General features: G+C 66.7%; 24 protein-coding genes. 16 read left to right on the forward strand and 8 right to left on the reverse strand.

Features of this window, described 5'->3' with window-relative positions:
• The first annotated feature begins 42 nt into the window (after window positions 1-42).
• The 3 genes from MP11Mi_RS10085 to MP11Mi_RS10095 are packed head-to-tail and all read left to right on the forward strand — an operon-like array spanning window position 43 to window position 2599.
• A complete protein-coding gene (locus MP11Mi_RS10085) occupies window positions 43-597 on the forward strand; it encodes a TetR/AcrR family transcriptional regulator (RefSeq protein WP_420038800.1) in 555 nt (184 codons plus the stop codon).
• Between the two features lie 50 nt (window positions 598-647).
• Window positions 648-1304: a pyridoxamine 5'-phosphate oxidase gene (pdxH, locus tag MP11Mi_RS10090; RefSeq protein ID WP_420042067.1), complete on the forward strand. Its 657-nt coding sequence runs from the start codon at window positions 648-650 to the stop codon at window positions 1302-1304.
• A complete protein-coding gene (locus tag MP11Mi_RS10095; RefSeq protein WP_420042068.1) occupies window positions 1304-2599 on the forward strand; it encodes an MFS transporter in 1296 nt (431 codons plus the stop codon). The genes pdxH and MP11Mi_RS10095 overlap by 1 nt, the downstream gene beginning before the upstream one ends.
• 35 nt (window positions 2600-2634) lie before the next feature.
• Here the strand turns inward: MP11Mi_RS10095 and MP11Mi_RS10100 are convergent, their stop codons facing one another.
• The 3 genes from MP11Mi_RS10100 to MP11Mi_RS10110 are packed head-to-tail and all read right to left on the reverse strand — an operon-like array spanning window position 2635 to window position 5240.
• Window positions 2635-3639, reverse strand: coding sequence for an oxygenase MpaB family protein (locus MP11Mi_RS10100; RefSeq protein WP_420038801.1), 1005 nt, complete (start codon window positions 3637-3639; stop codon window positions 2635-2637).
• A gap of 42 nt (window positions 3640-3681) precedes the next feature.
• Window positions 3682-4566: a 5-oxoprolinase subunit C family protein gene (locus tag MP11Mi_RS10105; RefSeq protein WP_420038802.1), complete on the reverse strand. Its 885-nt coding sequence runs from the start codon at window positions 4564-4566 to the stop codon at window positions 3682-3684.
• On the reverse strand, window positions 4563-5240 hold the full coding sequence (locus MP11Mi_RS10110; protein WP_420038803.1) for a 5-oxoprolinase subunit B family protein: 678 nt from the start codon (window positions 5238-5240) through the stop codon (window positions 4563-4565). The genes MP11Mi_RS10105 and MP11Mi_RS10110 overlap by 4 nt, the downstream gene beginning before the upstream one ends.
• A gap of 171 nt (window positions 5241-5411) precedes the next feature.
• Here MP11Mi_RS10110 and MP11Mi_RS10115 point away from each other — a divergent pair, with 171 nt between their 5' ends.
• Together MP11Mi_RS10115 and MP11Mi_RS10120 are read left to right on the forward strand one after the other, a co-directional pair.
• Complete coding sequence (locus tag MP11Mi_RS10115) at window positions 5412-6722, forward strand: citrate synthase (protein ID WP_420038804.1); 1311 nt, start codon at window positions 5412-5414, stop codon at window positions 6720-6722.
• A 4-nt stretch (window positions 6723-6726) separates the two neighbouring features.
• Entirely contained in the window at window positions 6727-7092 is a 366-nt protein-coding gene (locus tag MP11Mi_RS10120; RefSeq protein ID WP_236996124.1) for an FKBP-type peptidyl-prolyl cis-trans isomerase, read from the forward strand.
• 69 nt (window positions 7093-7161) lie between these two features.
• Here the strand turns inward: MP11Mi_RS10120 and MP11Mi_RS10125 are convergent, their stop codons facing one another.
• Complete coding sequence (locus MP11Mi_RS10125; RefSeq protein ID WP_420038805.1) at window positions 7162-7938, reverse strand: ABC transporter permease; 777 nt, start codon at window positions 7936-7938, stop codon at window positions 7162-7164.
• A complete protein-coding gene (locus MP11Mi_RS10130; RefSeq protein WP_420038806.1) occupies window positions 7938-8825 on the reverse strand; it encodes an ATP-binding cassette domain-containing protein in 888 nt (295 codons plus the stop codon). Before MP11Mi_RS10130 ends, MP11Mi_RS10125 begins: the two co-directional genes overlap by 1 nt.
• Before the next feature lie 66 nt (window positions 8826-8891).
• On the opposite strand from MP11Mi_RS10130, the gene MP11Mi_RS10135 reads away from it, so the two are divergent.
• Both MP11Mi_RS10135 and MP11Mi_RS10140 read left to right on the forward strand, forming a co-directional pair.
• On the forward strand, window positions 8892-9680 hold the full coding sequence (locus tag MP11Mi_RS10135; protein WP_420038807.1) for a TetR/AcrR family transcriptional regulator: 789 nt from the start codon (window positions 8892-8894) through the stop codon (window positions 9678-9680).
• 33 nt (window positions 9681-9713) lie between these two features.
• Complete coding sequence (locus tag MP11Mi_RS10140) at window positions 9714-10445, forward strand: enoyl-CoA hydratase (protein WP_420038808.1); 732 nt, start codon at window positions 9714-9716, stop codon at window positions 10443-10445.
• Window positions 10446-10465: 20 nt separating this feature from the next.
• Here MP11Mi_RS10140 and MP11Mi_RS10145 read toward each other — a convergent pair whose 3' ends face one another.
• Both MP11Mi_RS10145 and MP11Mi_RS10150 read right to left on the reverse strand, forming a co-directional pair.
• Window positions 10466-11770 (reverse strand): D-arabinono-1,4-lactone oxidase, encoded by a 1305-nt coding sequence (locus tag MP11Mi_RS10145; RefSeq protein WP_420038809.1) that lies wholly within the window; start codon window positions 11768-11770, stop codon window positions 10466-10468.
• Window positions 11767-12999 (reverse strand): amino acid deaminase/aldolase, encoded by a 1233-nt coding sequence (locus MP11Mi_RS10150; protein WP_420038810.1) that lies wholly within the window; start codon window positions 12997-12999, stop codon window positions 11767-11769. Before MP11Mi_RS10150 ends, MP11Mi_RS10145 begins: the two co-directional genes overlap by 4 nt.
• 177 nt (window positions 13000-13176) lie before the next feature.
• Here MP11Mi_RS10150 and MP11Mi_RS10155 point away from each other — a divergent pair, with 177 nt between their 5' ends.
• From MP11Mi_RS10155 to MP11Mi_RS10165, 3 genes are read left to right on the forward strand one after another with little or no spacing between them, the layout of a single operon-like run.
• Window positions 13177-14253, forward strand: coding sequence for an MBL fold metallo-hydrolase (locus MP11Mi_RS10155; RefSeq protein WP_420038811.1), 1077 nt, complete (start codon window positions 13177-13179; stop codon window positions 14251-14253).
• Complete coding sequence (locus MP11Mi_RS10160) at window positions 14250-16766, forward strand: HAD-IC family P-type ATPase (protein ID WP_420038812.1); 2517 nt, start codon at window positions 14250-14252, stop codon at window positions 16764-16766. The genes MP11Mi_RS10155 and MP11Mi_RS10160 overlap by 4 nt, the downstream gene beginning before the upstream one ends.
• A 14-nt stretch (window positions 16767-16780) precedes the next feature.
• Window positions 16781-16981: an antitoxin gene (locus MP11Mi_RS10165; protein WP_420038813.1), complete on the forward strand. Its 201-nt coding sequence runs from the start codon at window positions 16781-16783 to the stop codon at window positions 16979-16981.
• Window positions 16982-17043: 62 nt separating this feature from the next.
• Here the strand turns inward: MP11Mi_RS10165 and MP11Mi_RS10170 are convergent, their stop codons facing one another.
• Entirely contained in the window at window positions 17044-17646 is a 603-nt protein-coding gene (locus MP11Mi_RS10170) for a DNA-3-methyladenine glycosylase (RefSeq protein ID WP_420038814.1), read from the reverse strand.
• On the opposite strand from MP11Mi_RS10170, the gene MP11Mi_RS10175 reads away from it, so the two are divergent.
• The 6 genes from MP11Mi_RS10175 (at window position 17624) to MP11Mi_RS10200 (ending at window position 22311) form a co-directional block, all read left to right on the forward strand.
• The gene (locus tag MP11Mi_RS10175) at window positions 17624-18061 is read left to right on the forward strand and encodes a type II toxin-antitoxin system Rv0910 family toxin (RefSeq protein WP_420038815.1); all 438 of its coding nucleotides are present in this window, start codon (window positions 17624-17626) and stop codon (window positions 18059-18061) included. The genes MP11Mi_RS10170 and MP11Mi_RS10175 overlap by 23 nt on opposite strands.
• Window positions 18062-18195: 134 nt before the next feature.
• Window positions 18196-19149: an ATP-binding cassette domain-containing protein gene (locus tag MP11Mi_RS10180; RefSeq protein ID WP_420038816.1), complete on the forward strand. Its 954-nt coding sequence runs from the start codon at window positions 18196-18198 to the stop codon at window positions 19147-19149.
• Window positions 19146-19961, forward strand: a complete 816-nt coding sequence (locus tag MP11Mi_RS10185) for an ABC transporter permease (protein WP_420038817.1) — start codon at window positions 19146-19148, stop codon at window positions 19959-19961. Before MP11Mi_RS10180 ends, MP11Mi_RS10185 begins: the two co-directional genes overlap by 4 nt.
• Entirely contained in the window at window positions 19958-20758 is an 801-nt protein-coding gene (locus tag MP11Mi_RS10190) for an ABC transporter permease (RefSeq protein ID WP_420038818.1), read from the forward strand. The genes MP11Mi_RS10185 and MP11Mi_RS10190 overlap by 4 nt, the downstream gene beginning before the upstream one ends.
• Before the next feature lie 51 nt (window positions 20759-20809).
• Window positions 20810-21058 (forward strand): acyl carrier protein, encoded by a 249-nt coding sequence (locus MP11Mi_RS10195; RefSeq protein ID WP_420038819.1) that lies wholly within the window; start codon window positions 20810-20812, stop codon window positions 21056-21058.
• A complete protein-coding gene (locus MP11Mi_RS10200) occupies window positions 21055-22311 on the forward strand; it encodes a wax ester/triacylglycerol synthase domain-containing protein (protein WP_420038820.1) in 1257 nt (418 codons plus the stop codon). The genes MP11Mi_RS10195 and MP11Mi_RS10200 overlap by 4 nt, the downstream gene beginning before the upstream one ends.
• Window positions 22312-22346: the final 35 nt, after the last annotated feature.

Here is a 22346-nt window from a genome sequence, read left to right on the forward strand (position 1 = left end):
TATCAATAGTCATCTCACTGTGGTCGCGATACAGTTCGAGGCATGTCCGCGAGTGATGAGGTGTTGGCAGCGACGCGCCGCGTGGTGCAGCGGGTGGGACTCGACGCGCTGACCTTGGCCGCCGTCGCTCGGGAGGCCGGTATCGGCCGGGCCACCGTGTACCGCAGGTACTCGTCGCGGGAGGAGTTGATCGGCGCTCTCGTGGCCGACGAGCTCGATCGGCTCGAACAGATGCTCCTCGGTCGTCTCCGGTTCGCCGACCAACCACGCGAAACCGTCCACATGCTGGTCCGCGAAGTGCTCGACTACAACGCGCGCAACGAGCCGCTCGTCGCCGCGCTGAGGATCGATGCGAGCAGGCTGCTGCCGTGGCTGATCCGCGCGGGCTCGCAGCCCACACTCGTCGACATCGTGACCGACCGGGCGCTCAGCCACATCGAACCGTCGCCGCTCGCCGCGTATCTGCATCCTGATCCGCCAGCGGCCGTCGAGTTCATGGTCAGCGCGATTTATGCGGAACTCCTGTCGCCGGCACGGCACATGTCGCACGCGCAGGTCGCCGACTACATCACCTCGGCCATCTGTCCGACAGTCTGACCGCAGGAATATCATCAGTTCTCGTGAGCGGGCAGGTCGAAATGCAGAACATGCGGGTTGGCTACGGAGCGGCTGATGCGACGGGGCGCGACGGTGTCGCCGAGAACCTCGACGTCGCGTGGTTGACCGGCGATCCGCCGTGGCGGGAACTCTTCGACGCCTGGCTCGCGGATGCGATCGACGCGGGTGTCGCCGAGCCGAACGCGATGATCGTCGGAACGGCCGATGCGGACGGTCGTCCGGCCACCCGCACCGTCCTCTGTAAGGGCGTTAGCGACGATGGGATCGTCTTCTTCACCGGCTACGACTCCGATAAGGGGCGGGCGCTCGCGGCGAATCCGTATGCGGCGGTCACATTTCCGTGGATCGCGATGGAACGGCAGGTGCACTTGCGAGGACCGGTCGTGAAGGTGAGTGCCGAGGAGACGGCCGCGTACTGGAGTTCGCGTCCGCGCGGATCGCAGGTGTCGGCGTCGACGTCCGACCAGTCGCGTCCGATCGTGTCGCGGGCGGCGTTGGAGGCGAAGGCCGCCGGGGCGGCTGCCGCTCTCGGTGACGGGCCCGTCCCGGTCCCGGAGAAGTGGGGCGGCTACCGGATCGAACCGGACATCGTGGAATTCTGGCAGGGACGCGCCGACCGTCTCCACAATCGGGTGCGCGCGGTGCGTGACGGTGACTCGTGGCGCGTCGAACGACTGCAACCGTAGTGGCTCGACTCCTCGCCGATACCACGCCGCTGAAGAACAAGAACTTCAGTCGCCTGTGGTGGGCGAACATCGTCACGGTCATCGGCGCGCAGCTGACGGTGGTCGCGGTGCCCGCACAGATCTACGCGATGACCGGCAGTTCCGCGTACGTCGGGTTGACCGGCGTGTTCGGTCTCGTGCCGCTCGTCATCTTCGGACTGTGGGGCGGCGCGCTCGCCGACACGTTCGACCGCCGCCGCATCCTGTTCGTGACCACCTTCGGCCTAATCGCGACGAGCGTCCTGTTCTGGGCGCAGGCGGCGGCGGGCTGGAACAACGTATGGATCCTGCTGGGTGTGTTCTCGCTCCAGCAGGCGTTCTTCGCTGTCAATCAGCCGACGCGTACCGCCGTCCTCCCGAGGATCCTGGAACGGGAGGACCTTCCGGCGGCGAACTCGTTGAACATGACGGTGATGCAAGCCGGTGCGATCGCCGGCCCACTGGTCGGCGGCGCGTTGATTCCGGTGCTCGGTTTCTCGCTGCTCTACCTCGTGGACGCGATCTGTCTGTTCGCCACATTGTGGGCGGTCGTCGCGTTGCCTGCGCTGCCGCCGGAACTGCCCGAGGGGGTGAAGCCGACGACCCCGGGCCTCAAGTCGGTGATCGACGGCCTCGTCTACCTGAAGACGCAGCCGGTGCTGTTGATGTCGTTCGTCGTCGATCTCATCGCGATGGTCTTCGGGATGCCGCGCGCACTGTTCCCGCAGATGGCGCACCAGGACTTCGGCGGACCGACCGACGGCGGTGTCGCGTTCGCGCTGCTGTTCATCGCGATTCCGCTCGGCGCCGTCGTCGGCGGCGTGCTGTCGGGCTGGGTGTCGCGGGTTCAGCGGCAGGGACGGGCGGTGGTCGTCTGCATCGTCGTGTGGGGTCTGGCGATCACCGTGTCCGGAGGGCTGCTGCTGTTCGCGAATGGTTCGCCGCTCCCGGTCCTGCCGCTGGTGGTGGTGGCGTTGATGATCGGCGGCGCCGCCGACATGGCGTCCGCCGCCTTCCGTCAGACGATGCTGCAGTCCGCAGCCAATGACGACGTCCGCGGCCGACTGCAAGGGGTTTTCACCGTCATCGTCGCCGGTGGCCCGCGCATCGCCGATGTCGCGCACGGTGCGTCTGCCGCGGTCGCGGGCACTGCCGCGACGGTCGCAGGCGGCGGTGTCCTCACTGTGATTGGAACCGTTCTCGTCGCGCTCGCGGTGCCCGCGTTTTGGCGGTACCGCGTGGTCGTTCGCGAACGCGACGCCCACGTCGAGGACTGATCCCCGGCCGTGCGACGGATGCCGTCGTCAGCGGCTCAGTCGTTCACCTCGTTGCTTTGCCACGGGAGGTTCGCGCGCCTGCCCGCAGTGACGGGGCAGTAGTGGATCGGGCTGTCCCGCTCGGCCCCGGAGGGCAGGTTGCGGCTCGGCGTCTCGAGAAGGGGAGCGTCGGGTGCGACCCGACCGCTGACCCGGTCGTCGGCGTCCCTGGCGCGCGGGTGGCGGCGGTATCGAGCTGGCAGCAGGCGCATCGTCCGGTCGACGGCCTTGCCGAACAGGCGGAACCGGCGCTCGTCCTTATCGGTCCACGTCAGCCCCATCATCTCGCGGATCGGCTCGTCGTAGAGGCCGGTCGTGATCCACATGAACACCTGCTGGATCACCTGAACCTGCCGCCTCCACAACCAGTCAGGCATCCACGGCTGTGCCCACGGCGGAGCGGGCAGCGACGTGATGTCGAGAACGGTGCGCACCGCATCATGGTCACGGAGTACCCGGCGGCACATGTGATCCCAATACTCTTCGAACTCGTCGTACGTGTCCGGACACGGGCGCATGCTGATTCCGTAGGCGGCGTACCAGTTGCGCGACTCCTCGAACAGGGCGCGCTTGTCGGCCTCGGAGATCGGTGGGCCGAACGCCTCGGCGCACCGGATGTTCCCGTACCAGAACGTCGCGTGTGCCCAGTAGAAGACATCCGGGTCGAGAGCGTGGTAGCGCCGCCCATCGTCCATCGTCCCCTTGATCGTCAAGTGGTAGTCGCGGACCTCCCGGCCGGTCTCGGGTGTCTGGTCGAAGACGACGCCGGAGATCGGATACAGCGACCGCATCAGACGCTCCCAGCGTTCGCCGAAGAAGTCCGAATGGTCCCAGACGCCTGCTGCGAGCTTCGGATGCATGTTCTGCATCGAACCCGACCACAAGCCCATCAGCATGCCGCGCCAGTCGCCGAAGTACCGCCAGGTCACCGAGTCGGGGCCCAGGGGCGTCAGCGGCACAGCCGCGGAGTCGGTCGCTTGGTAGGGCAGCACGTCCGTCATGAGACGAAATTCTAGATACGTCTCAGGTTAAAAGCAATGGCTTCACCCGAGAACGAAGCGAACACGGTCGCCGCCGACGAGCTGCGCCGCGAGCTGCAACGACGACGGCGCCAGTACCGCGACGACCGGGTATCCACCGGTCACCGGATGGTCGGCGAGGAACACCACGGGCTGTCCGCTCGGTGGAATCTGCACCCCGCCGAGCGGGACGCCCTCGGACGCGAGCTCCGGTAGATCGTGATGCGCCACAACAGATTCGGCGCTGTCGTCGGGGCGATCCAAGCGCACGCCGATCCGATTGCTCGCCGGATTCACCACCCACGCTCCGTCGGTCAGTGAATCCGGAGCGACGAGGCGGTCGGCGCGTGGACCGAGTCGAATGGTGAGGGTGACGGTAGGCGACGCGGGGCACGGAGCGGGTGGCGCGAACATCACTGCGGGCCACGTCGACGACAACGTTCCGACGGGCAGTTCGTCGCCGACGGCGAGCGGCGCAGGCCCCAACCCGGACAGGGTATCGGTGGACCGCGAGCCGAGTTCGGCGGCGACCGCGAACCCGCCGCGGACCGAGACATAGTTGCGGCAGCCGCGACGTGGCGCCGTCACCGACAACGTCTGGCCGTTCTTGAGCGCGATCGCCGAATGGCTGCCGACCGCTCGCCCGTCCACCCGGACGACGGTGGTCGGACCGGCCACGGCGACGAGAGCAGTCCCGTGGAGCCGAGTTGAGAAGCCGCCGAGGGTCACCTCCACGCACGCGGCGTCCTCCCGATTGCCCACGAGCCGGTTCGCGAGCGCGAACGACACCCGGTCGGCTGCGCCGGACCGGGGCACGCCGAGGTATGCGTGTCCTGGTCGCCCGAGGTCCTGCACCGTCGCGAGGAGTCCCGTCGAGGCGACCACGAACTCGGCGTGCGGGCCCGTCATGCGTGCACCCGGTCGAAACGGACGGCCGAACCCGTCGACAGGATCGCGGGCGGGACCGCCGCCGAGTCCCACATCCGGCGGCTCGTCCGCCCGAGCAGATGCCACCCGCCTGGGCTCTCGCGCGGATAGACGGCGCTGTAGCCGGCCGCGACCGCGACCGACCCGGACCCAACGACGGGCCGCGATTGGCTGCGCCGCTCGATCTTCGCGAGGAGTTCGATGTCAGATATCTCACTCGACCGGTCGGGGATTAGATAGCCGAAGCCGGGCGCGAAACCCATGAACTGGACCCGCCAGAGCACCGCGGTGTGCGCTCGGATCAGCTCATCGACCGAGCAGCCGACGATCGATGCGGCGGCCGCGAGGTCGGGCCCGTCGTACACCGTTGCGATGACTATCCGGTCGCCGGACGTCGACGCCGAGTCGGCGGCCCGGCCGTCGTCAACCGCCATATCGTGCACCACGCGGCGGACCCCGAGCTCGTTCACGCCAGAACCCGGAAATGCCTCTACCAGAACCGTTTCGGCGCTCGCCACCACATCGGCGACGGTCAGCCGTCCATCGTCTGCGGCCATCCGCAACGCTGTCGCGGCCCGCGCCGCCGCCTGTGCGGCGTCGGCGTGTCCGCTGAAGTCGAGGAGAATAGCGTCGTCTCCTGCCGGGTGCTCACGCATGAACTCACGGTATCGGGATATGAGTAAGCTGAGCGTGCGACGAGAGAAGTCGCAGGCCTCCCTGTGAGCAAACCCGTGGTGATCCCCGGGGGACCCTCAGTGGGCGGCCGAGTAGAAAGCCGACTAGGTTGTAACCAACAACTGCTCACCCGCGATTGCTAAGGGGTTTGTGTGTCCGTGGAGAATGGCGCCGCCGATCAGCAGACCGGTACTTTCACCTACCCCGGTGGAAAGATCGATCTTCCTATTCTGAAGGCTTCGGAAGGCAGCGACTCGGTCGCACTCGGCTCGTTCCTGTCGACGACCGGTTTGACGACGTTCGACGGCGGTTTCGTGAACACCGCGTCGACCAAGTCATCGATCACTTACATCGACGGCGACGCGGGAATCTTGCGCTACCGCGGTATCCCGATCGACCAGCTCGCCGAGAAGTCGACGTTCATCGAGGTCAGTTACCTGCTGATCTACGGCGAGCTGCCGACCCCGAGTGAGCTCGAGGACTTCACCACCCGAATCCAGCGGCACACGCTGCTGCACGAGGATCTCAAGCGTTTCTTCGACGGGTTCCCGCGCAACGCGCACCCGATGCCGGTCGTGTCGAGCGCAGTCAACGCGCTGAGCGCCTACTACCAGGACTCCCTGGACCCGAAGGATCCCGAGCAGGTCGAGCTCGCGACCATCCGACTCCTGGCGAAGCTGCCGACGATCGCCGCGTACGCGTACAAGAAGTCGCAGGGTCAGCCGTTCCTGTACCCGGACAATTCGCTGAGTCTCGTCGAGAACTTCCTGCGCATGACCTTCGGCTTCCCCGCCGAGCCGTACGAGGTGAACCCCGAGATCGCCAAGGCTCTCGACATGCTGTTCATCTTGCACGCCGACCACGAGCAGAACTGCTCGACGTCGACCGTTCGCCTCGTCGGTTCGTCGCAGGCCAACTTGTTCACGTCCATCTCGGGCGGCATCAACGCGCTCTGGGGCCCGCTGCACGGCGGCGCCAACCAGGCCGTCCTGGAGATGCTCGACGAGATCCGCGCGTCGGGCGGCGACACCAAGGCGTTCATGACCAAGGTCAAGAACAAGGAAGACGGCGTGAAGCTCATGGGCTTCGGTCACCGCGTCTACAAGAACTACGATCCGCGCGCCGCGATCGTGAAGAAGACCGCCGATCAGATCCTCGCCGCGCTCGGTGTCGAAGACGAACTCCTCGACATCGCTAAGGGCCTCGAACAGGTCGCGCTGAGCGACGACTACTTCATCGAGCGGAAGCTTTACCCGAACGTCGACTTCTACACCGGCGTCATCTACCGTGCGATGGGTTTCCCGACGCGCATGTTCACCGTGCTCTTCGCGCTGGGCCGTCTGCCCGGTTGGATCGCGCACTGGCGCGAGATGCACGCCGACCCGACCACCAAGATCGGCCGTCCGCGCCAGCTGTACACCGGTTACACCGAGCGCGACTTCGTGTCGATGGGAGATCGCTAGAACCATGGCAGACAACACCAAGCCCGAAGTCGAATTCCCGGAGGGCCCGGCCCCGACCGAACTCCAGATCACCGATCTCGTTGTCGGTGACGGTGCCGAGGCCCAGCGTGGCGGCATGGTCGACGTGCACTACGTCGGCGTCGAGTTCGAGACCGGCGAAGAGTTCGACTCGTCGTGGGACCGCGGCCAGAGCGCGAACTTCCCGCTCGAAGCGTTGATCCCCGGATGGCAGGAAGGCATCCCCGGCATGAAGGTCGGCGGACGCCGCCGCCTCGTCGTACCGCCGGAACTGGCGTACGGACCCGAAGGTGCGGGACACCGCCTGTCGGGCAAGACGCTGATCTTCGTGATCGACCTGCTCGGCGCCTGAGACTCTCGCACGCGACGCCCGGAACCGATGGTTCCGGGCGTCGCGTCGTCTGTGGGGTGCGGGGCATGCTCACCGCGCGGTCCGGCGCGGGAACACCCAGGCGGTCAGCGCCGCGGCGACCGCGATGATCCCGACGCACCAGGCGACGGCGATTGCCGCATCGACCCCAGGTGCCTGGCCAGCCAGAAGTGCTCGCGTCGCTTCGATCACCGGGGTCGCGGGCTGGTGTGCCGCGAATACCTGGAGCCAACCGGGCATCGACTCGATAGGGACGAACGCGCTGGACGCGTACGGCAGGAACAGGATGATGAATCCGTAGCCGCTGGCGGCTTCGGCGGATCCCGCGACCAGTCCGAGCATCGCGAACACCGTCGTGATGGCGAGGATGTACAACGCGATGAGGCCGAGTGCTCCCGCACCGTCGACGATGTTCGCGTGGGGACGGAACCCGAGGGCGACGGCGACGAGGACGACGACGCCGGTCGCGACGAGGTTCCGGACGACGCTCGCCACGGTGTGCCCGACGAGAACGGTTGCCGCGGCCACCGGCATGGTGCGCAACCGGTCGATGGCGCCCGACGTCATGTCCTGGCTGACCGACACGCCTGTACTCGCTGCACCGAACCCGGCACAGGTCAGGACGATGCCAGGCACCACGTAGTCGAGGTAGCTGCCGGTGTCGGAGATCGCGCCGCCGAAGACGAAGACGAACATCAGCATCAGCATCACGGGCAGCATCACCGCCATGATCATCGCGTCGATGTCGCGGACGCTGTGGCGGACCGAGCGGCCGACGAGGATTCGAGAAGCAGTCAGGGCGCTGACGCCCGGGGCTGGCGTGGTCATCACGCTGCCTCGTCTGTCGCGGAGTGTCCGGTGAGTTGGAGGAAGGCATCGTCGAGGGTCGGACGCCGGAGTTCGACCACGAGATCCGGTCGGTCGGCGGACACGGCGGCGGTCAGGCGCGCGAGGTCGTTCGCCGTGCCGTCCGTGGGGATCTCGTCGACGACGACGCCGTCGTCGAGCAGGGTGAGTACTGCGCCGCCGACTCGTTCTTTGAGCTCTGAGGCGCTGCCGCGCGCGACGATCCCGCCGTGGTCGAGCACTGAGATCTCGTCCGCGAGTGCGTCGGCCTCCTCCAGGTACTGCGTGGTGAGGAAGACGTTGGTCCCGTGCTCGGCCAGTTCGCGGATCTGCTGCCACAACGCCAGCCTGCTGTGTGCGTCGAGTCCTGTGGTTGGCTCGTCGAGGAAGAGGATCTCGGGCGGCCAGATGAGACTGACGGCAAGGTCGAGGCGTCGTCGCATGCCGCCGGAATAGGCGGACGCACGTCGATCCGCGGCATCGGCGAGACCGAAGCGATCGAGTAGTTCGTCGGTCCGGTGACGAGCGTTGCGAGAGGACAGCCCGAGGAGTCGAGCCATCATGATCAGGTTCTCGCGTCCGGTGAGGACCTCGTCGACGGTCGCGAACTGACCGGTCACGCTGATCCGGCTCCGGATGTCGGCTCCGGACGTCGCGAGGTCGAGGCCGAGCACAGTGGCGTCGCCGTCGTCGTGGGGGCGGAGTGTGGTCAGGATGTCGATGAGCGTTGTCTTCCCGGCGCCGTTCGGTCCGAGCATTGCGTGGATGCCTGGTTTGACGGTCAGTGACAGACCGGTCAGCACGGGGTGGTCGCCATAGCGTTTGGTGAGGTCGGTGAGCTGAATTATCGGAGCTGCTGTGTATGACATACACAGAGTATTGCATACACAGTATGTGGTGTACACAGATTTTTGGGGCGGACATAGAGTGGGAGGATGACGGAGAAGACCGAGAGCGGGCTGCCTAGGTCGGTCGCCATCGCGTGGGGGACATATGTGCCGTCGCAGAATGGGCCGCGACGCGGACTCTCGCACGAGCAGATCGTCGCCCAGGCGATCGCGATCGCCGACGCCGAGGGCATCGCGGCAGTCACCATGGCCAGAGTTGCCAAAGACCTCGGATTCACCACGATGTCTCTGTACCGGTACGTCGCCAACAAAGACGAGCTGCTGCTGCTGATGATCGGTTCGGAGTCGTTGCTGCCGACCCCAGCCGCCGATGTGTCAGCCGCCGATGTGTCAGCCGCCGGCTGGCGCAACGACCTCCGTGCGTGGGCCGACCTTCTCCAGGACATGTATCGCGAGCATCCCTGGATGCTCGACATCCCCCGAAGCCCGACGTCGGTGCTGATGCCCGCGTCGATGTACATCGCCGACCAGGGGATGCGCGCCCTCAGTGAACTCGGACTCAGTGGAGGCGAGCAGATCTCGGTGGTCCTCGCGATCTCGTCGTACGTGGCGTCGTTCGCCAGCCTGGAACGGGATCTGGCAGGGCAGGAAGACTTCGAGTTCGGCGCCGAAGCCTTCGCTGAACTCGGGGAAGTGGTTACCACCGAGCGGTTGCCCTACCTCGCACCCTTGTTGCTCTCGGGCGGCTACATCGGCGGTCCGGTCGACGATGACGAGGGCGTCGACGACGACTACCGGCTCGGCCTCGACCTGCTCCTGGACGGGCTCGCCGTCCGGTGGGCGGTGACGGACACGCCCGATCACGCCGGCGACTGAGTGTGCCGTCGCTCGCCTCGGTATTCTGCCTTCATGATCGTGAGCACCACAGACGGCCCAGTCACCACTATCGAACTGGCCCGCGAGGCCAAGCGAAATGCCCTCGACTACGACATGCTGCGCGACCTGTCGCAGGCGTTCACCGACGCCGTCGACGCGGGCGCGCGCGTTATCGTCCTGACCGGACGCGGTTCAGTGTTCAGCGCGGGCGCCGACCTGTCGGGACCGGTATATGACCCGGCGTTCCCCGCACGACTCGTCGAAGTGATCGAGCAGATCGAGTCGACGCCGATTCCGGTGATCGCCGCCGTCAACGGTCCGGCGCTCGGCGGTGGCCTCCAATTGGCGATGGCCGCGGATCTACGGGTGGTCGCCCCCGAAGCCGTCGCGGGCATCCCCGCGGCGAAGATCGGCGTCGCCTTGGACGAATGGACGATCCGACGTCTCGTGTCTCTCGTCGGTGGCGGTCCCGCGCGCGGGATCTTGATCGGTTGTGAGCCGCTGTCCGCAGACCGCGCCTACCACCTCGGCTTCGCCAACAAGATCGGCGACCTCTCCGATGCCCAGCACTGGGCCGCCACGATCGCAGGCCTCGCACCGCTGACGCTTCGCCACTACAAGATGGTGCTCACCGGCGACGGCGCGCGCGACGAAGCCCCACAGGATCGGCGCGACGCGATGATCGCCGCGTGGATGAGCGACGACGCGAAAGAGGCTCGCGCCGCGCGCGAAGAGAAGCGGCCGCCGGTGTTCCACGGCAAGTAAACGCGGTGGGGGTGCAGCGGTCAGGCGCCCAGCACGGTCTCCAAGTATGGGTTCGTGAACACGCGCTGCGGATCGAAGCGTTCCCGCACGGCGAGGAACGCGTCGAACTGTGGATACACCTCGCGGAAGTAGGCGGCCTCGCGCGTGTGCATCTTGCCCCAGTGGGGGCGACCGCCGTGGGCCGTCATGATCGTTTCGATGTCGCGGAAGTAGTCCTGCACCGATGCGAGGTCGTCGCGATGGAAGCGATGGACAGCGATGTAGCCTGCCGCGCGGCCGCTCGCCGTCGACAGCATAAGGTCGTCGGCGGCGGCGGCCCGTACTTCGATCGGGAAGCTGACGCGGTGCCGACCCTCGATCGCCGACCGGACCTCGCGCAGCGTGTCAGGCACTTCGGCGAGCGGGATCGCATACTCCATCTCGCGGAATCGGACGTCACGATCGGAGACGAAGACCTTGTCCGATCGGTCGGTGAAGGTGCGCGCCGACAGCGCGCCGCCGACTACTCGGTTGAAGGCCGGGACCAGCCGCGGCACTCGTGACCCCGCGGCCGTCAGCGCTCCGAGGGTGCGGTTGGCGAGCAGTTCGTCGTCGATGTAGCGGCGTAGCGGGCTCGGTCCGTCGGACGGCGTGTCCGCGGGCAGCCTGCTGTTCGACTTAGTGAGTGTCGCGTTCGTGTGCGGGAACCAGTAGAACTCGTAGTGGTCGAATTCGGCGACTCGGTCGAGGAAACCGTCCACGACCTCATCGACGTTCGCGGGCCCTTCGACAGCGCGGACAGCGAACGCGTCGACGCATTGGAGAGTGACCTCGGTGAGGACGCCGAGTGCGCCGAGCCCGAGGGCGGCGGCCTTCAAGTCGGGATCGTCCTCGCCGATGTCGCGGATCGTGCCCATGCCGTCGACGAGCTGTATCCCGCGGATCTGGGTGGATATCCCGCCGAACCGGCCACCGGTGCCGTGCGTGCCCGTGGACGTCGCCCCGGCGATGGTCTGGCGGTCGATGTCACCGAGATTCTCCATCGCCAGTCCGAGCGGTTCCAGGATTCCCGGGATCTCGTGCAGGTGTGTCCCGGCGGCGAGTGTCACCCGTTTGCGGTCCAGATCGACGGCTCGGACGCCGCGGAGCTTCGACAGGTTCATTTGGACGCCGGGAGCGACGGCGATCGGGGTGAAGCTGTGGCCCGCGCCGACCGGTTTCACGGTGTCGCCGCGTCCGGCTGCCCCGCGAACCGCGTCGGCGAGTTCGTCGACGGTTCGCGGGACAACCACCTCGGCGGGGGTGTACGAGACGGTGCCACCCCAGTTGGTCCAGGTTCCGGTCACAGGAAGCACTTTCCTTCTCCTCGATAGGTCGGGACCTCGTCGACGACGTCGAGGATGCCCGCTGCGTCTCGCCGGATCAGTGCCACGCGCTCGGCTCGTTCGCACACCTCACCGGATTTGGTGTGGCGGAACCATACTCGGTCGCCGATTGACAATCCGTCGGCAGCTTCCCCGGAGAGCGGGGTCTGCACTTCACCTGCCGACTCGGTGCCGACGTATTCGAGGCCTGCCGGCCACACCGGTTTCGGCAGACGGTCGATGCCTGGCGGCCCGGACGCGATCCACCCGCCGCCGCCGCACGTGACGATTCCGGGAGCGGGCCGGCGCAGCACGTCGAGGCCGAACGCCATCGCCGGGGCGGGACGGAAGTGGCGGTAGTTGTCGAACAGGTGCCCGCCGAAGAGTCCGGACCCTGCGGCGATGTCGGTGACCGATTTGTCCTTCGCCGTCTCTTCGAGTGATCCGGTGCCGCCTGCGTTGACGATCTCGAGGTCGGCGAGGTGTCGTAACGCCGCGACCACTTCACCGCGCCGATGCCGGACCTCGCGCATCGACATCGCTTGCATCGCGCGGACGGCGGTGTTCATCGCTGGCTTGCCGTCGACCCCGTTCCCGACCCCCGCGACCTGCGCCTCGTACGACATGACGCCGACCAGACGGAACCCGTCGCGGGCCTGCACTACCCGGGCGAGTGCCGTCGCCTGTGCGACGGTGTGGATCGGGGAACGGCGGACGCCGAGGTGAATGCGTCCGCGCCCGGCCTGCAGCGAGGCGTCGAGATCGATGGCGATGCGGACAGTCGGACGCTTCCCGGGCGGTGTCACGGCGTCGATGACGTCGAGCTGGGCTCGGTCGTCGATGAGCAGGGTCACTCGCGAGCACGCGGTCTCGTCGGCGAGTAGCGCGGCGAGTGCTTCGCGGCGGCACGTCGGATAGCCGAGGAGGACATCGTCGATTCCCGATGTGGTCGCCAACCAGTGGGCTTCGGCGACGTCGTAAGCTAGCACTCCGGAAAAGCCGTCGCGGTCGAGGACGTGGTCGATCATCGATCGCACCCGCAACGACTTCGACGCGACCCTGATCGGCACACCGTTCGCGCGACGGCGAAGATCGCCGATATTGGCTTCGAGCGCGTCGAGGTCCAGGGCGAGGACGGGGGCGTCGAGTCCGGCGCGGCGCACCGCGTCGTCGACGGCGGCCCAGTCGGGCTGATACTTGCCGGTCCGCATCGGGGCAGCCTCTCCATCGAGATAGTAGATCGATCGATCAACTATACGATAATCATGACACAGGTCTCACTTTATTGTCGAGGCGAATCGCACCCGGCGCACGCGCGAAGCGGGCCGTCGACCCGAGGCCCCCGTCTGGATCCGTGACCAGTCTGGATCCGTGACTAGTCTGGATCCGTGACTGTGATTCCTGGACCGTTGCGCGCCATGGGCGCGCCGACCGCTGCGATCGTGGACGCCACCGCGGGATCGCCGAACCGTTCGGGCGGCGTCTTCGCCAACCGGGAGCCCGCCGCGGTCGCGGCGGGCGCTCCAGGGCCGGGCGTGTTCGTCGACATGCTCCGTCGGCCCGGTGCGCCAACCGGGGTGATACCGGTGCTGCGGCCCGTCGTGGCGCCCCAGCCCGCGGCGCTGTCGATCACCTGGCTCGGGCATGCCAGCGCGATCGTCGACGTCGATGGTGTGCGTGTCCTGCTCGATCCAGTGCTGAGCGCCCGATGCTCACCGTCGCAGCTCGTCGGTCCCAAGCGGATGCACGACGTCCCCATCACGGCGGCGGCGCTGCCGCCGATCGACGTGGTGCTACTGAGCCACGACCACTACGACCATCTCGACACCGGCACGGTCACGACGATCGCGCGGATGCAGCCGGACGCGGTGTTCGTCGCGCCGATCGGGGTAGACGCGCACCTGCGTCACTGGGATATCGGCGCCGAGCGGATCCGCACCGCCGACTGGCACGGGAGCGTCGCCCTCTCGGTGCGCGACACACGAATCACTTTCGATGCGTATCCCGCCCGCCATTTCTCGGGGCGCGGGTTCACCCGGAACGAGACGCTGTGGGCGAGTTGGGCGGTGAGTGGACCGTCGCACTCGTTCTTCTTCTCCGGCGACACCGGCTTCACCGACGCGTACCGGGAAGTCGGCGAACAGCACGGCGCGTTCGACGCGACGCTCATCGCGATCGGAGCATACGACCCGCTGTGGCCCGACATTCACCTCAACCCGGAAGAGGCGGTAACCGTCCATGAGTTGGTCAACGGCGGCGGGCGCGCCAGCCTTCTGATCCCGATCCATTGGGGTACTTTCAACCTTGCGCGGCATTCGTGGGGTGACCCCGTCCGACGGCTGCTGCCCGCGGCGGAAGCGGCGGGGGTCGACGTGTGCGTGCCCCGACCCGGCTCCACCCTCGACGCGGTCGACCGTGTCGGAACCGCGATCAACGATCCGACTTGGTGGGAGCGACACGCATGAGTATGACCACGGACCGGGTCCCCGGCCTGACCTCGGCAGAGGTCGCCGAACGGACGGCCGCCGGTCAGGCGAACACGATGCCGGACAAGTCGGGTCGCAGCGTCGCCGACATCGTGAAGGCCAACGTCTTCACCCGTATCAACGCCATCCTCGGTGTGCTGTTCGCGATCGTCGCGTTCACCGGGTCGTTCATCAACGGGCTGTTCGGCCTGTTGATCATCGCGAACAGCGGTATCGGAATCATTCAGGAGATCCGCGCCAAGCGGACCCTCGACCGGCTCGCGATCGTCGGCCAGACCAAGCCGATCGTGCGCCGAGAAGGAGTAGCGCGCGAGATCGCGCCCGACGAGGTCGTCGTCGGCGACATCATCGAGCTGGGGCCGGGCGACCAGGTCGTGGTCGATGGCGAGACCGTCGAATCCGAAGCTCTCGACATCGACGAGTCGCTGCTGACAGGTGAGGCCGACGCCGTCGACAAATCGCTCGGCGCCGAGATCATGTCGGGAAGCTTCGTCGTCTCCGGATCGGGCGCCTACCGGGCGACGAAGGTCGGCACGGACGCGTACGCAGCGAAGCTCGCAGCTGAAGCCAGCAAGTTCACGCTTGTCTCGTCGGAGCTCCGGTCGGGCATCGACAAGATTCTTAAGGTCATCACCTGGCTGTTGATCCCCGCAGGCATCCTGACGATCGTCAACCAGCTGTTCATCAGTGAGAACGGGCTCCGAACCGCATTGCTCGGCATGGTGGCCGCGCTGGTGCCGATGGTGCCCGAAGGGCTGGTCCTGATGACGTCGATCGCGTTCGCGGTCGGCGTCGTCCGGCTCGGCCAGCGACAGTGTCTGGTCAACGAGCTCCCGGCGATCGAGGGCCTCGCCCGAGTGGACGTCGTGTGCACCGACAAGACCGGGACGCTCACCGAAAACGGTATGCGCCTGTCGGAGATCCGCGTGGTCGACGACGCATTCGATCCGGCCCAGGTGCAGACCGCGATGGCCGCGCTAGCGGCGGCAGACCCACGTCCCAACGCCAGCATCCAGGCGTTGGCCGAGGCATACCCGGATGCTCCCGGTTGGTCGACGTCGGCGATCCTGCCGTTCAGTTCGGCCAACAAGTTCTCCGGCATCTCGTTCGTCGACGGCGACGGCGCCGACCGCGGGAACTGGTTGATCGGTGCACCCGATGTGCTCCTCGACCCGGAGTCGGAGGTCGCGCTCGCAGCGCAGGAACTCGGCTCGACCGGGCTGCGAATCCTGCTCGTCGCGACGTGCGAGAGGCTCGTCGACTCGGAACCTGCCGCGGGCACCAATCTGCCGGGCGCGATCACCCCGGTCGGGCTGATCGTCTTGGAGCAGCGGGTGCGCCCCGATGCCCGTGACACCATCGAGTACTTCGATTCGCAGAATGTCGCCGTCAAGGTGATCTCCGGTGACAACGCGCTGTCCGTCGGCGCGGTCGCCGCCTCACTTGGACTGGGTGATCCGGAATCCGCGGTCGACGCGCGGAAGCTGCCGACGCAGGAGCCGGAGCTCGCACAGGTGATCGACGGCGCCGACGCGTTCGGCCGCGTCCGACCAGACCAGAAGCGCGCGATGGTCGCGTCCTTGCAGGGCGAGGGGCATACGGTCGCGATGACCGGCGACGGTGTCAACGACGTGCTCGCACTCAAGGACGCCGACATCGGTGTCGCGATGGGATCGGGTTCGTCGGCTGCCCGGTCCGTCGCGCAGATCGTGTTGTTGGACAACAAGTTCGCGACGCTCCCGTACGTAGTGGGTGAAGGCCGACGCGTCATCGGCAACATCGAGCGCGTCTCCAACCTGTTCCTCACCAAGACCGTGTACGCGGTGCTGCTAGCGCTCCTCATCGGGATCGCCGGACTGCTGGCGAGGGTGTTCGACTGGGATCCCGTCAGCTACCCGTTCCAGCCGATCCACGTGACGATTTCGGCGTGGTTCACCATCGGCATCCCAGCGTTCATCCTGTCACTCGCGCCGAACAACGAGCGCGCGAAAACCGGGTTCGTCCGTCGTGTTCTGACGCAGGCGATCCCGAACGGCATCATCATCGGTCTGGCGACGTTCATCTGCTTCCTGTTCGTCAACCGCGACTACTCGGGCGCACTGGCGAGCTACACCGGCGACGTACTGTTGGCGCCGTCGGACACGGTCGCGGCCATCGCAGGCGCATCGCAGGCGATCGGTGCCCAGCAGACGCAGGCGGCCACGGCGGCGTTGGCGACGATGATCGCGATCGCGGTGTATGTCCTCGCCGTGGTCGCGCGCCCGTACACGTGGTGGAAGCTGGTACTCGTCGCAGTGTCGGTGATCGCATACGTGCTGATCTTCACTGTCCCGTTCAGCCAGCGGATGTTCCATCTCGATTCGTCGAATGCCGGGATGATGGCCGTCGCAGGGGTCTGCGCCGTGGTCGGTTGTGCCGCCGTCGAGGTGTCCAGTCGCGTTCTCGCCGCAGTGTTGGACCGCCGTAGGTCGGCGGCATCGCTGGATGCGTGACTATAATTCCGTCCATGGATCTCAAAGGAATCGTTGACAAGGCTAAGAGCGCGCTGCAGTCGAACCCGGACCTAATTGAGAAGGGCGGCGACGCAATCGATAAGGCGACCGGCAATAAGTTCGAGTCGCAGATCGATAAGGCGCAGGACGCCGCTCGCAAGGCTGTCGGTGCCGAAGATAAGAAGACCGAGGAGAAGAAGCCGGACGGCGAGTAAGCCTCCTACCAGCAAGTCATCAGTCCGTCGATCCGTGCCACCAGGTGGTCCGGATCGGCGGACTACCTGCTTTTCGGGCGTCCGGCTTTCGGGTGGCGGCGATATGCCGACACGGACGGTTCGCCGTCGATCCAGAAACGCCACGGTTCGTCGGCGGCGAGCCGAACGCCGACACGCGGTCCGGCGAGGATCGTTCCGGGAGTCTGTACGCGCGCTCCGAGCTGAACGCCGCCCGGGGACGTGACGTCGGTGCGTAGGTCGGACATGGTGATGCCGACCGCTTTGGTGAGGTTTCCGGGGCCGCGGGCGAGGAGTTCGTCGTCGACCATCGTCTGCCGCCGCTGTCGGGCGACGTCGAGGCCGTCGACGATGCGGCCCGCCCGAAGCAGTACTGCTGAACCTTCCCCTTCGGGGCTGGTCACGATGTTCGCGCAGTGATGACCGTGGATCCGGTAGACGTACAGGCGCATCGGCGGCCCGTACATAGTCTCTGACCTGGGGGTTCGCGTATAGGCATGCGACGCCGGGTCATGTGGGCCGTCGTAAGCCTCGACTTCGGTGATGACGGCGGACACGCCGTGCGACGTGAGAAGGCGCCCGAGGAGTCCGCGGGCCTCCGGACAGACGCTAGGCTCTGTGACCATGGCCAAGACGAGTGACTCCATTCATGTCGATCTGTCGCCCGAGGATACCTTCGCGGCTGCTGCTGACCTGTCCCGCTACGAGGAGTGGCTGGTGCTGCACGACGGGTGGCGCAGCCCGCTGCCCGGCGCCGGCGAACTCGCCAAGGGCACTACGTTGTCGTCGGTGATCAAGGCGAAGGGCACACGCGTCCGTTTCACGTGGGAGATCGAGAAGTTCGATCGGCCAAAGGAAGTGGTCCTCAAAGGCTCCGGCAAGGGCGGCGTCAAAGCGAAGTTGAATCTGGCGGTCAAACCCGACGGTGCCGGTTCGACGATCAGCTTCCTCATTGAGCTGGGCGGCCTTCCGCTGATGGGTCCTGTCGGCAAGGCCGCGGCGCTTGCCGTGAAGGGCGACGTCCACACGTCGCTCGAGAATTTCACCGAGATCTTCGGCTGAGCGGCCCGGTTTCGACACAGGTCGTTACGGCGTTCGTCCCCCCGCCGTAGCCAAGCCGAACTAAATTGGTTAGGCTCACCTATATTCCAGCGCTGTGCTGGTGTCGGATGCCGCCCAAAGAAGGGGAGGACGCAGTGTCAGCGTCAATCGCGATATCTGTGGAGGACCTGACCAAGACGTACGGGAGCGTCACCGCCCTCGATGGCATCTCATTCGACGTGCCACAGGGCGAGATACTCGGCCTTCTCGGGCCGAACGGGAGCGGCAAGACGACGACGGTGACCCTGCTGTCGACGCTGCAGCGACCCACCGCAGGCACCGCGCGGATCGCCGGACACGATGTGGTCGCCGATGCCGCAAGAGTCCGCGAACTCATCTCACTCACCGGGCAGTACGCGTCGATGGACGACAGTCTGACCGCCGCCGAGAACCTGTCGGTCTTCGGCCGCCTCACCGGTTTGCGCGGTGCCGCGTTGAAGACGCGGATCGACGACCTCGTCGACCAGTTCGACCTGGCCGACGTCCGCGCACGCCGTGTCGGTGCTCTGTCGGGCGGCATGCGCCGTCGCGTCGACATCGCGAGCGCCCTCATCACCCGACCCGAAGTACTGTTCCTCGACGAACCGACGACAGGACTCGACCCGCGCAGCCGTGCGGCCGTGTGGGACACCGTCGCCGGACTCCGAGCCGAAGGCATCACGGTCCTGCTGACCACCCAGTACCTCGAAGAGGCCGACCGGCTCGCCGACAACATTGTCATGCTCAACGGCGGGAAGGTCGTAGCGTCCGGCACCCCGGGCACCTTGAAACAGCAGGCAGGCGCCGCCGTGTGCGAACTGAGCCTGGTGGAGCGGACCGACGTCGAACCCGCTCTCGCCGCGCTGACCGGCCTGGACGTCATCGAACACGACGAAGCGTCCACCGCGACCCACCCGCGGATCGTCGTCCGCGCTGCGGACGGAAAGTCGACGGTCCGGGACGTCATCGCCCGCCTGGACACCGCGCAGATCGACGTCGTCGACATCGGTCTGCGTCAACCTTCGCTCGACGAAGTATTCCTGCAGACCACCGGGGCTGGAGCCCGATGACGGCGACCCTCACCTCGACTGAACCGGCGACTCTCCAAGCCGCCGTCGGACGCCGCTCCGTCGGGCTGGCGTCGGCGACCGCGACGCTGGCTCGTCAGAAGGTGGCCACCGGGTTCCGGACCGGCGACGCGATGTTCGCGACGTTGAGCCCGGTCGTCTTCTTCCTCTGCTTCTACGTGCCACTCCACAAGCGATTCGAAGCAGCCGGCGGCGACTACGCACAGTTCCTGACCCCGATCATCTTCCTGCAGACAGGCATCTTCACGGCGATCGCCGCGACCGAGGTGGCAGGCGCCGACTCCCGCGCGGGAGTGCGTGAACGCCTGATGAGCCTGCCGATCCCGCGCGTCTCACCGATCCTCGGCCGCATGGGGTGGGTCGTCGTCCGCATGTGTCTCGCTGTCGGCGGCGGGCTGATCGTCGGATTCAGTCTCGGCTTCCGTTTCCACGACGGGGTGGGTGAGACGATCGGCTTCCTGATTCTCGTGGTGACATTCGGTGTCGCGTTGAGTCTGCTCACCGACGCCGCCGGTTCGGTCGCCGCGAGTTCCCTCGCTGTCGCGAGCGTCCTGATGATCCCGCAGTTGATCCTCGTCATGGCGTCGACCGGCCTCGTCCCCGCCGAGAGCTTCCCCGGCTGGATTCAGCCCTTCGTGCGGAACCAGCCGCTGTCGGTGTTCTCCGACGCGCTTCGTGCCCTCTCGACCGGGGCCGACCTCGATCCGACCGCCGTGATCTGCTGGGCGTTGGGTCTCCTCACCGCGGGCGCGCTCGCGGTCGCCGCCGTCGCACGGAGACAGGCGACCCGATGACCACAGCACAGATCTGGCCTGCTCGACGTGGGGTCGGCCCCCTCGCGCAGATCGCCGTCCACACCGGCACCCTGTTGAAGTCGTGGAGTCGCGACCCCGGCATCGTCGTGCAGTCGTTGGCGTTCCCGACGTTCATGCTCCTGATGTTCCAACTCGTGTTCGGCAAGTCGGTGACCGCGCTCGGTTCCGGCGACAGCATCTACGGCAACACCGGCCTCGTCGCGCTCGTCGGGGCGCTCTACGGGACCATCGCGACGGCGATGTCACTGATCCACGAGCGCGACAGCGGTCTGCTGTCGCGTATGTGGACGCTCCCCGTGACGCGATCGGGATTCATCGCAGGCCGACTCACCGCGGAAGCAGCGCGTACGGGTCTGGCGACCATCGTGCTGTTCCTCGTCGCGATGACGATGGGGTTCCGTTTCGAGCAGGGGGCGCTGCCCGCTCTCGGCGCATGGGTGGTGCCGATGATCTTCGCCGTCGGCGTGGCCGCCCCCGTCATCGCGCTGGCGACAGTCGCATCGGGTCCGCAGTCGGTGCAGTTCCTCGGCGGAGTCTTCCTGTTCCTGCTGTTCTTCAACAGCGGTTTCGCGCCGGTCGCAGAGTATCCGGGCTGGCTGCAGCCGGTGGTCCGCAACCAGCCGATGAGTCCGGCGATCGACGCGATCCGCAGCTTGACCGAGGGCGGTCCCGTCGCCGGACCGCTCACCGCGACCATCGTGTGGACCGTCGGTCTGCTCGCCGTCTTCGGCCCGTTAGCCGTGCGCGGCTACCGGCGTGCGTCCGAAGGCCGCTGATCAAGTCGACGCTGACCTAGTCGACGCTGAACCAACCAAAAGGAGTAGTCAATGTCTGATCGGGTACGTGAATCGTTGAAGGAGATCCTCGACGAGGATCTCGACCTGTCGCTCGACGGTGTCACCGACGAGTCGTTGCTGGTCGATGACCTCGGCATGGATTCGGTGGCGTTCGCCATCGGCGTCGTCGCGATCGAGGAGAAGCTCGGCGTGAAGCTCGCCGAACGCGAGATCTACGACGCCAAGACTGTCGGCGATCTCGAAGCTGCCATCCGATCCAAGTTGGGCGTCACCCAGTGACGCCTGCGGTCGAGCACGGCGTCGCCGACTTCGGCCCCTCGGACTTCGTCTATCTACACTCGGACGGTCCGGGCGCACCTGCCCACTGGGGCATGCTGCTCGCCCTCGGCGACGGCGATCCGTTGACGCTCGACGCCGTGCGTCAGCGGGTAGCGCAACGCGTTGGACGGTACGAACTGTTCCGCATCGGTGTGCGCGGTGGACGCGACGAGGCGCCCGAGATCGTGGTCGCCGACGACGTCGACGTGCCGGCACATGTTACCGAGGAACACTTCGACGGCGACGTCGCGCCGCGGGTGGCTGCGCTCCTCGAACAGTCGTTGCCGCAGCCGCGCCCGTACTGGCACCTGACCTTATTGACCTCGCCGGACAGTCAGTACGTGCTGTTGAAGGTGCACCACAGTGTGTCGGACGGGATCGCCGGTGCGGCGTTCTCGGCGTTGCTCGCCGACGGGTCGGACGACGATCTGGCGAGCTTCGACCGCTTCGCGACCAGCCCTCGGTTCCGGGTCGGCGACCCCGACGAAGACGTGCTGACGAAGGCGCGGATGGGGTTCGAGAAGCAGTGGATGGACGGTGCTCAAGGCCGCGCGTGGCCGCCCCTCACCGGATACGGGCGACGGGAGACCGCCGTGTTCTCGGCGTCGACCCGCGAACTCCGGCGGGTCGCCCGCGGGCACGGCGCGTCCGTTCACGAGTTCCTCATCGCCGCGATCGGCCGTGCCGTCAGTATCGCGCCGCCGGCTTCAGACGGTCCACAGGCGTCGAATATCCGCGTCACGTTGCCCGTCACACTCGACCCGGAGTTCCGGCACACCGGAAATGCCGTCGCCGTGTCGCTGCTCAATCTGCCGGGCGACGATCCTGATCTCGACAGCCAGATAGCGCATGCCCGTTCGGAATTGAAGCTCATCGATGAGGAACGGTTGGGGCTCGCGCTGGCCGCTGTCGACGGCGCTCCGCCGGTGGAGTGGGCGGACATGCGCACGATCGTCGCCGAGTCGATGAAGCGGATGAGCCCGGACATCCACATTGGCATCAACCCGGGGTTCACGCGCGTTCATGCGGTGCTGGGGCGCGAGATCGCCGAATTGACCGCGCTGTCACCGTTGATCGGCTATTCGTTCTCGGTGACCGGCCTGATCCTCGGCAACCGTACGACGTTGGGCATCGTCGCCGACCCCGACGCACTGCCGGGCTACCCGGCCCGCTTCGTTGAAGTGCTGATCGAGGTAATCGCCGCCCAGAGGTGACCAGCCGCTGCATCCGCAGGCTTCGTCGACATCCG

The organism is Gordonia abscondita (assembly GCF_032711245.1).
GTDB lineage: Bacteria > Actinomycetota > Actinomycetes > Mycobacteriales > Mycobacteriaceae > Gordonia.

Bases quoted from the DNA above. Each gene is read 5' to 3' on its own strand.
- MP11Mi_RS10085 (WP_420038800.1), top strand. From the start codon at position 43: ATGTCCGCGAGTGATGAGGTGTTGGCAGCGACGCGCCGCGTGGTGCAG.
- pdxH (WP_420042067.1), top strand. From the start codon at position 648: ATGCGGGTTGGCTACGGAGCGGCTGATGCGACGGGGCGCGACGGTGTC.
- MP11Mi_RS10100 (WP_420038801.1), bottom strand. From the start codon at position 3,639: ATGACGGACGTGCTGCCCTACCAAGCGACCGACTCCGCGGCTGTGCCG.
- MP11Mi_RS10105 (WP_420038802.1), bottom strand. From the start codon at position 4,566: ATGACGGGCCCGCACGCCGAGTTCGTGGTCGCCTCGACGGGACTCCTC.
- MP11Mi_RS10110 (WP_420038803.1), bottom strand. From the start codon at position 5,240: ATGCGTGAGCACCCGGCAGGAGACGACGCTATTCTCCTCGACTTCAGC.
- MP11Mi_RS10120 (WP_236996124.1), top strand. From the start codon at position 6,727: ATGGCAGACAACACCAAGCCCGAAGTCGAATTCCCGGAGGGCCCGGCC.
- MP11Mi_RS10125 (WP_420038805.1), bottom strand. From the start codon at position 7,938: ATGACCACGCCAGCCCCGGGCGTCAGCGCCCTGACTGCTTCTCGAATC.
- MP11Mi_RS10130 (WP_420038806.1), bottom strand. From the start codon at position 8,825: ATGTCATACACAGCAGCTCCGATAATTCAGCTCACCGACCTCACCAAA.
- MP11Mi_RS10135 (WP_420038807.1), top strand. From the start codon at position 8,892: ATGACGGAGAAGACCGAGAGCGGGCTGCCTAGGTCGGTCGCCATCGCG.
- MP11Mi_RS10140 (WP_420038808.1), top strand. From the start codon at position 9,714: ATGATCGTGAGCACCACAGACGGCCCAGTCACCACTATCGAACTGGCC.
- MP11Mi_RS10150 (WP_420038810.1), bottom strand. From the start codon at position 12,999: ATGCGGACCGGCAAGTATCAGCCCGACTGGGCCGCCGTCGACGACGCG.
- MP11Mi_RS10160 (WP_420038812.1), top strand. From the start codon at position 14,250: ATGAGTATGACCACGGACCGGGTCCCCGGCCTGACCTCGGCAGAGGTC.
- MP11Mi_RS10165 (WP_420038813.1), top strand. From the start codon at position 16,781: ATGGATCTCAAAGGAATCGTTGACAAGGCTAAGAGCGCGCTGCAGTCG.
- MP11Mi_RS10175 (WP_420038815.1), top strand. From the start codon at position 17,624: ATGGCCAAGACGAGTGACTCCATTCATGTCGATCTGTCGCCCGAGGAT.
- MP11Mi_RS10170 (WP_420038814.1), bottom strand. From the start codon at position 17,646: ATGGAGTCACTCGTCTTGGCCATGGTCACAGAGCCTAGCGTCTGTCCG.
- MP11Mi_RS10185 (WP_420038817.1), top strand. From the start codon at position 19,146: ATGACGGCGACCCTCACCTCGACTGAACCGGCGACTCTCCAAGCCGCC.
- MP11Mi_RS10190 (WP_420038818.1), top strand. From the start codon at position 19,958: ATGACCACAGCACAGATCTGGCCTGCTCGACGTGGGGTCGGCCCCCTC.
- MP11Mi_RS10195 (WP_420038819.1), top strand. From the start codon at position 20,810: ATGTCTGATCGGGTACGTGAATCGTTGAAGGAGATCCTCGACGAGGAT.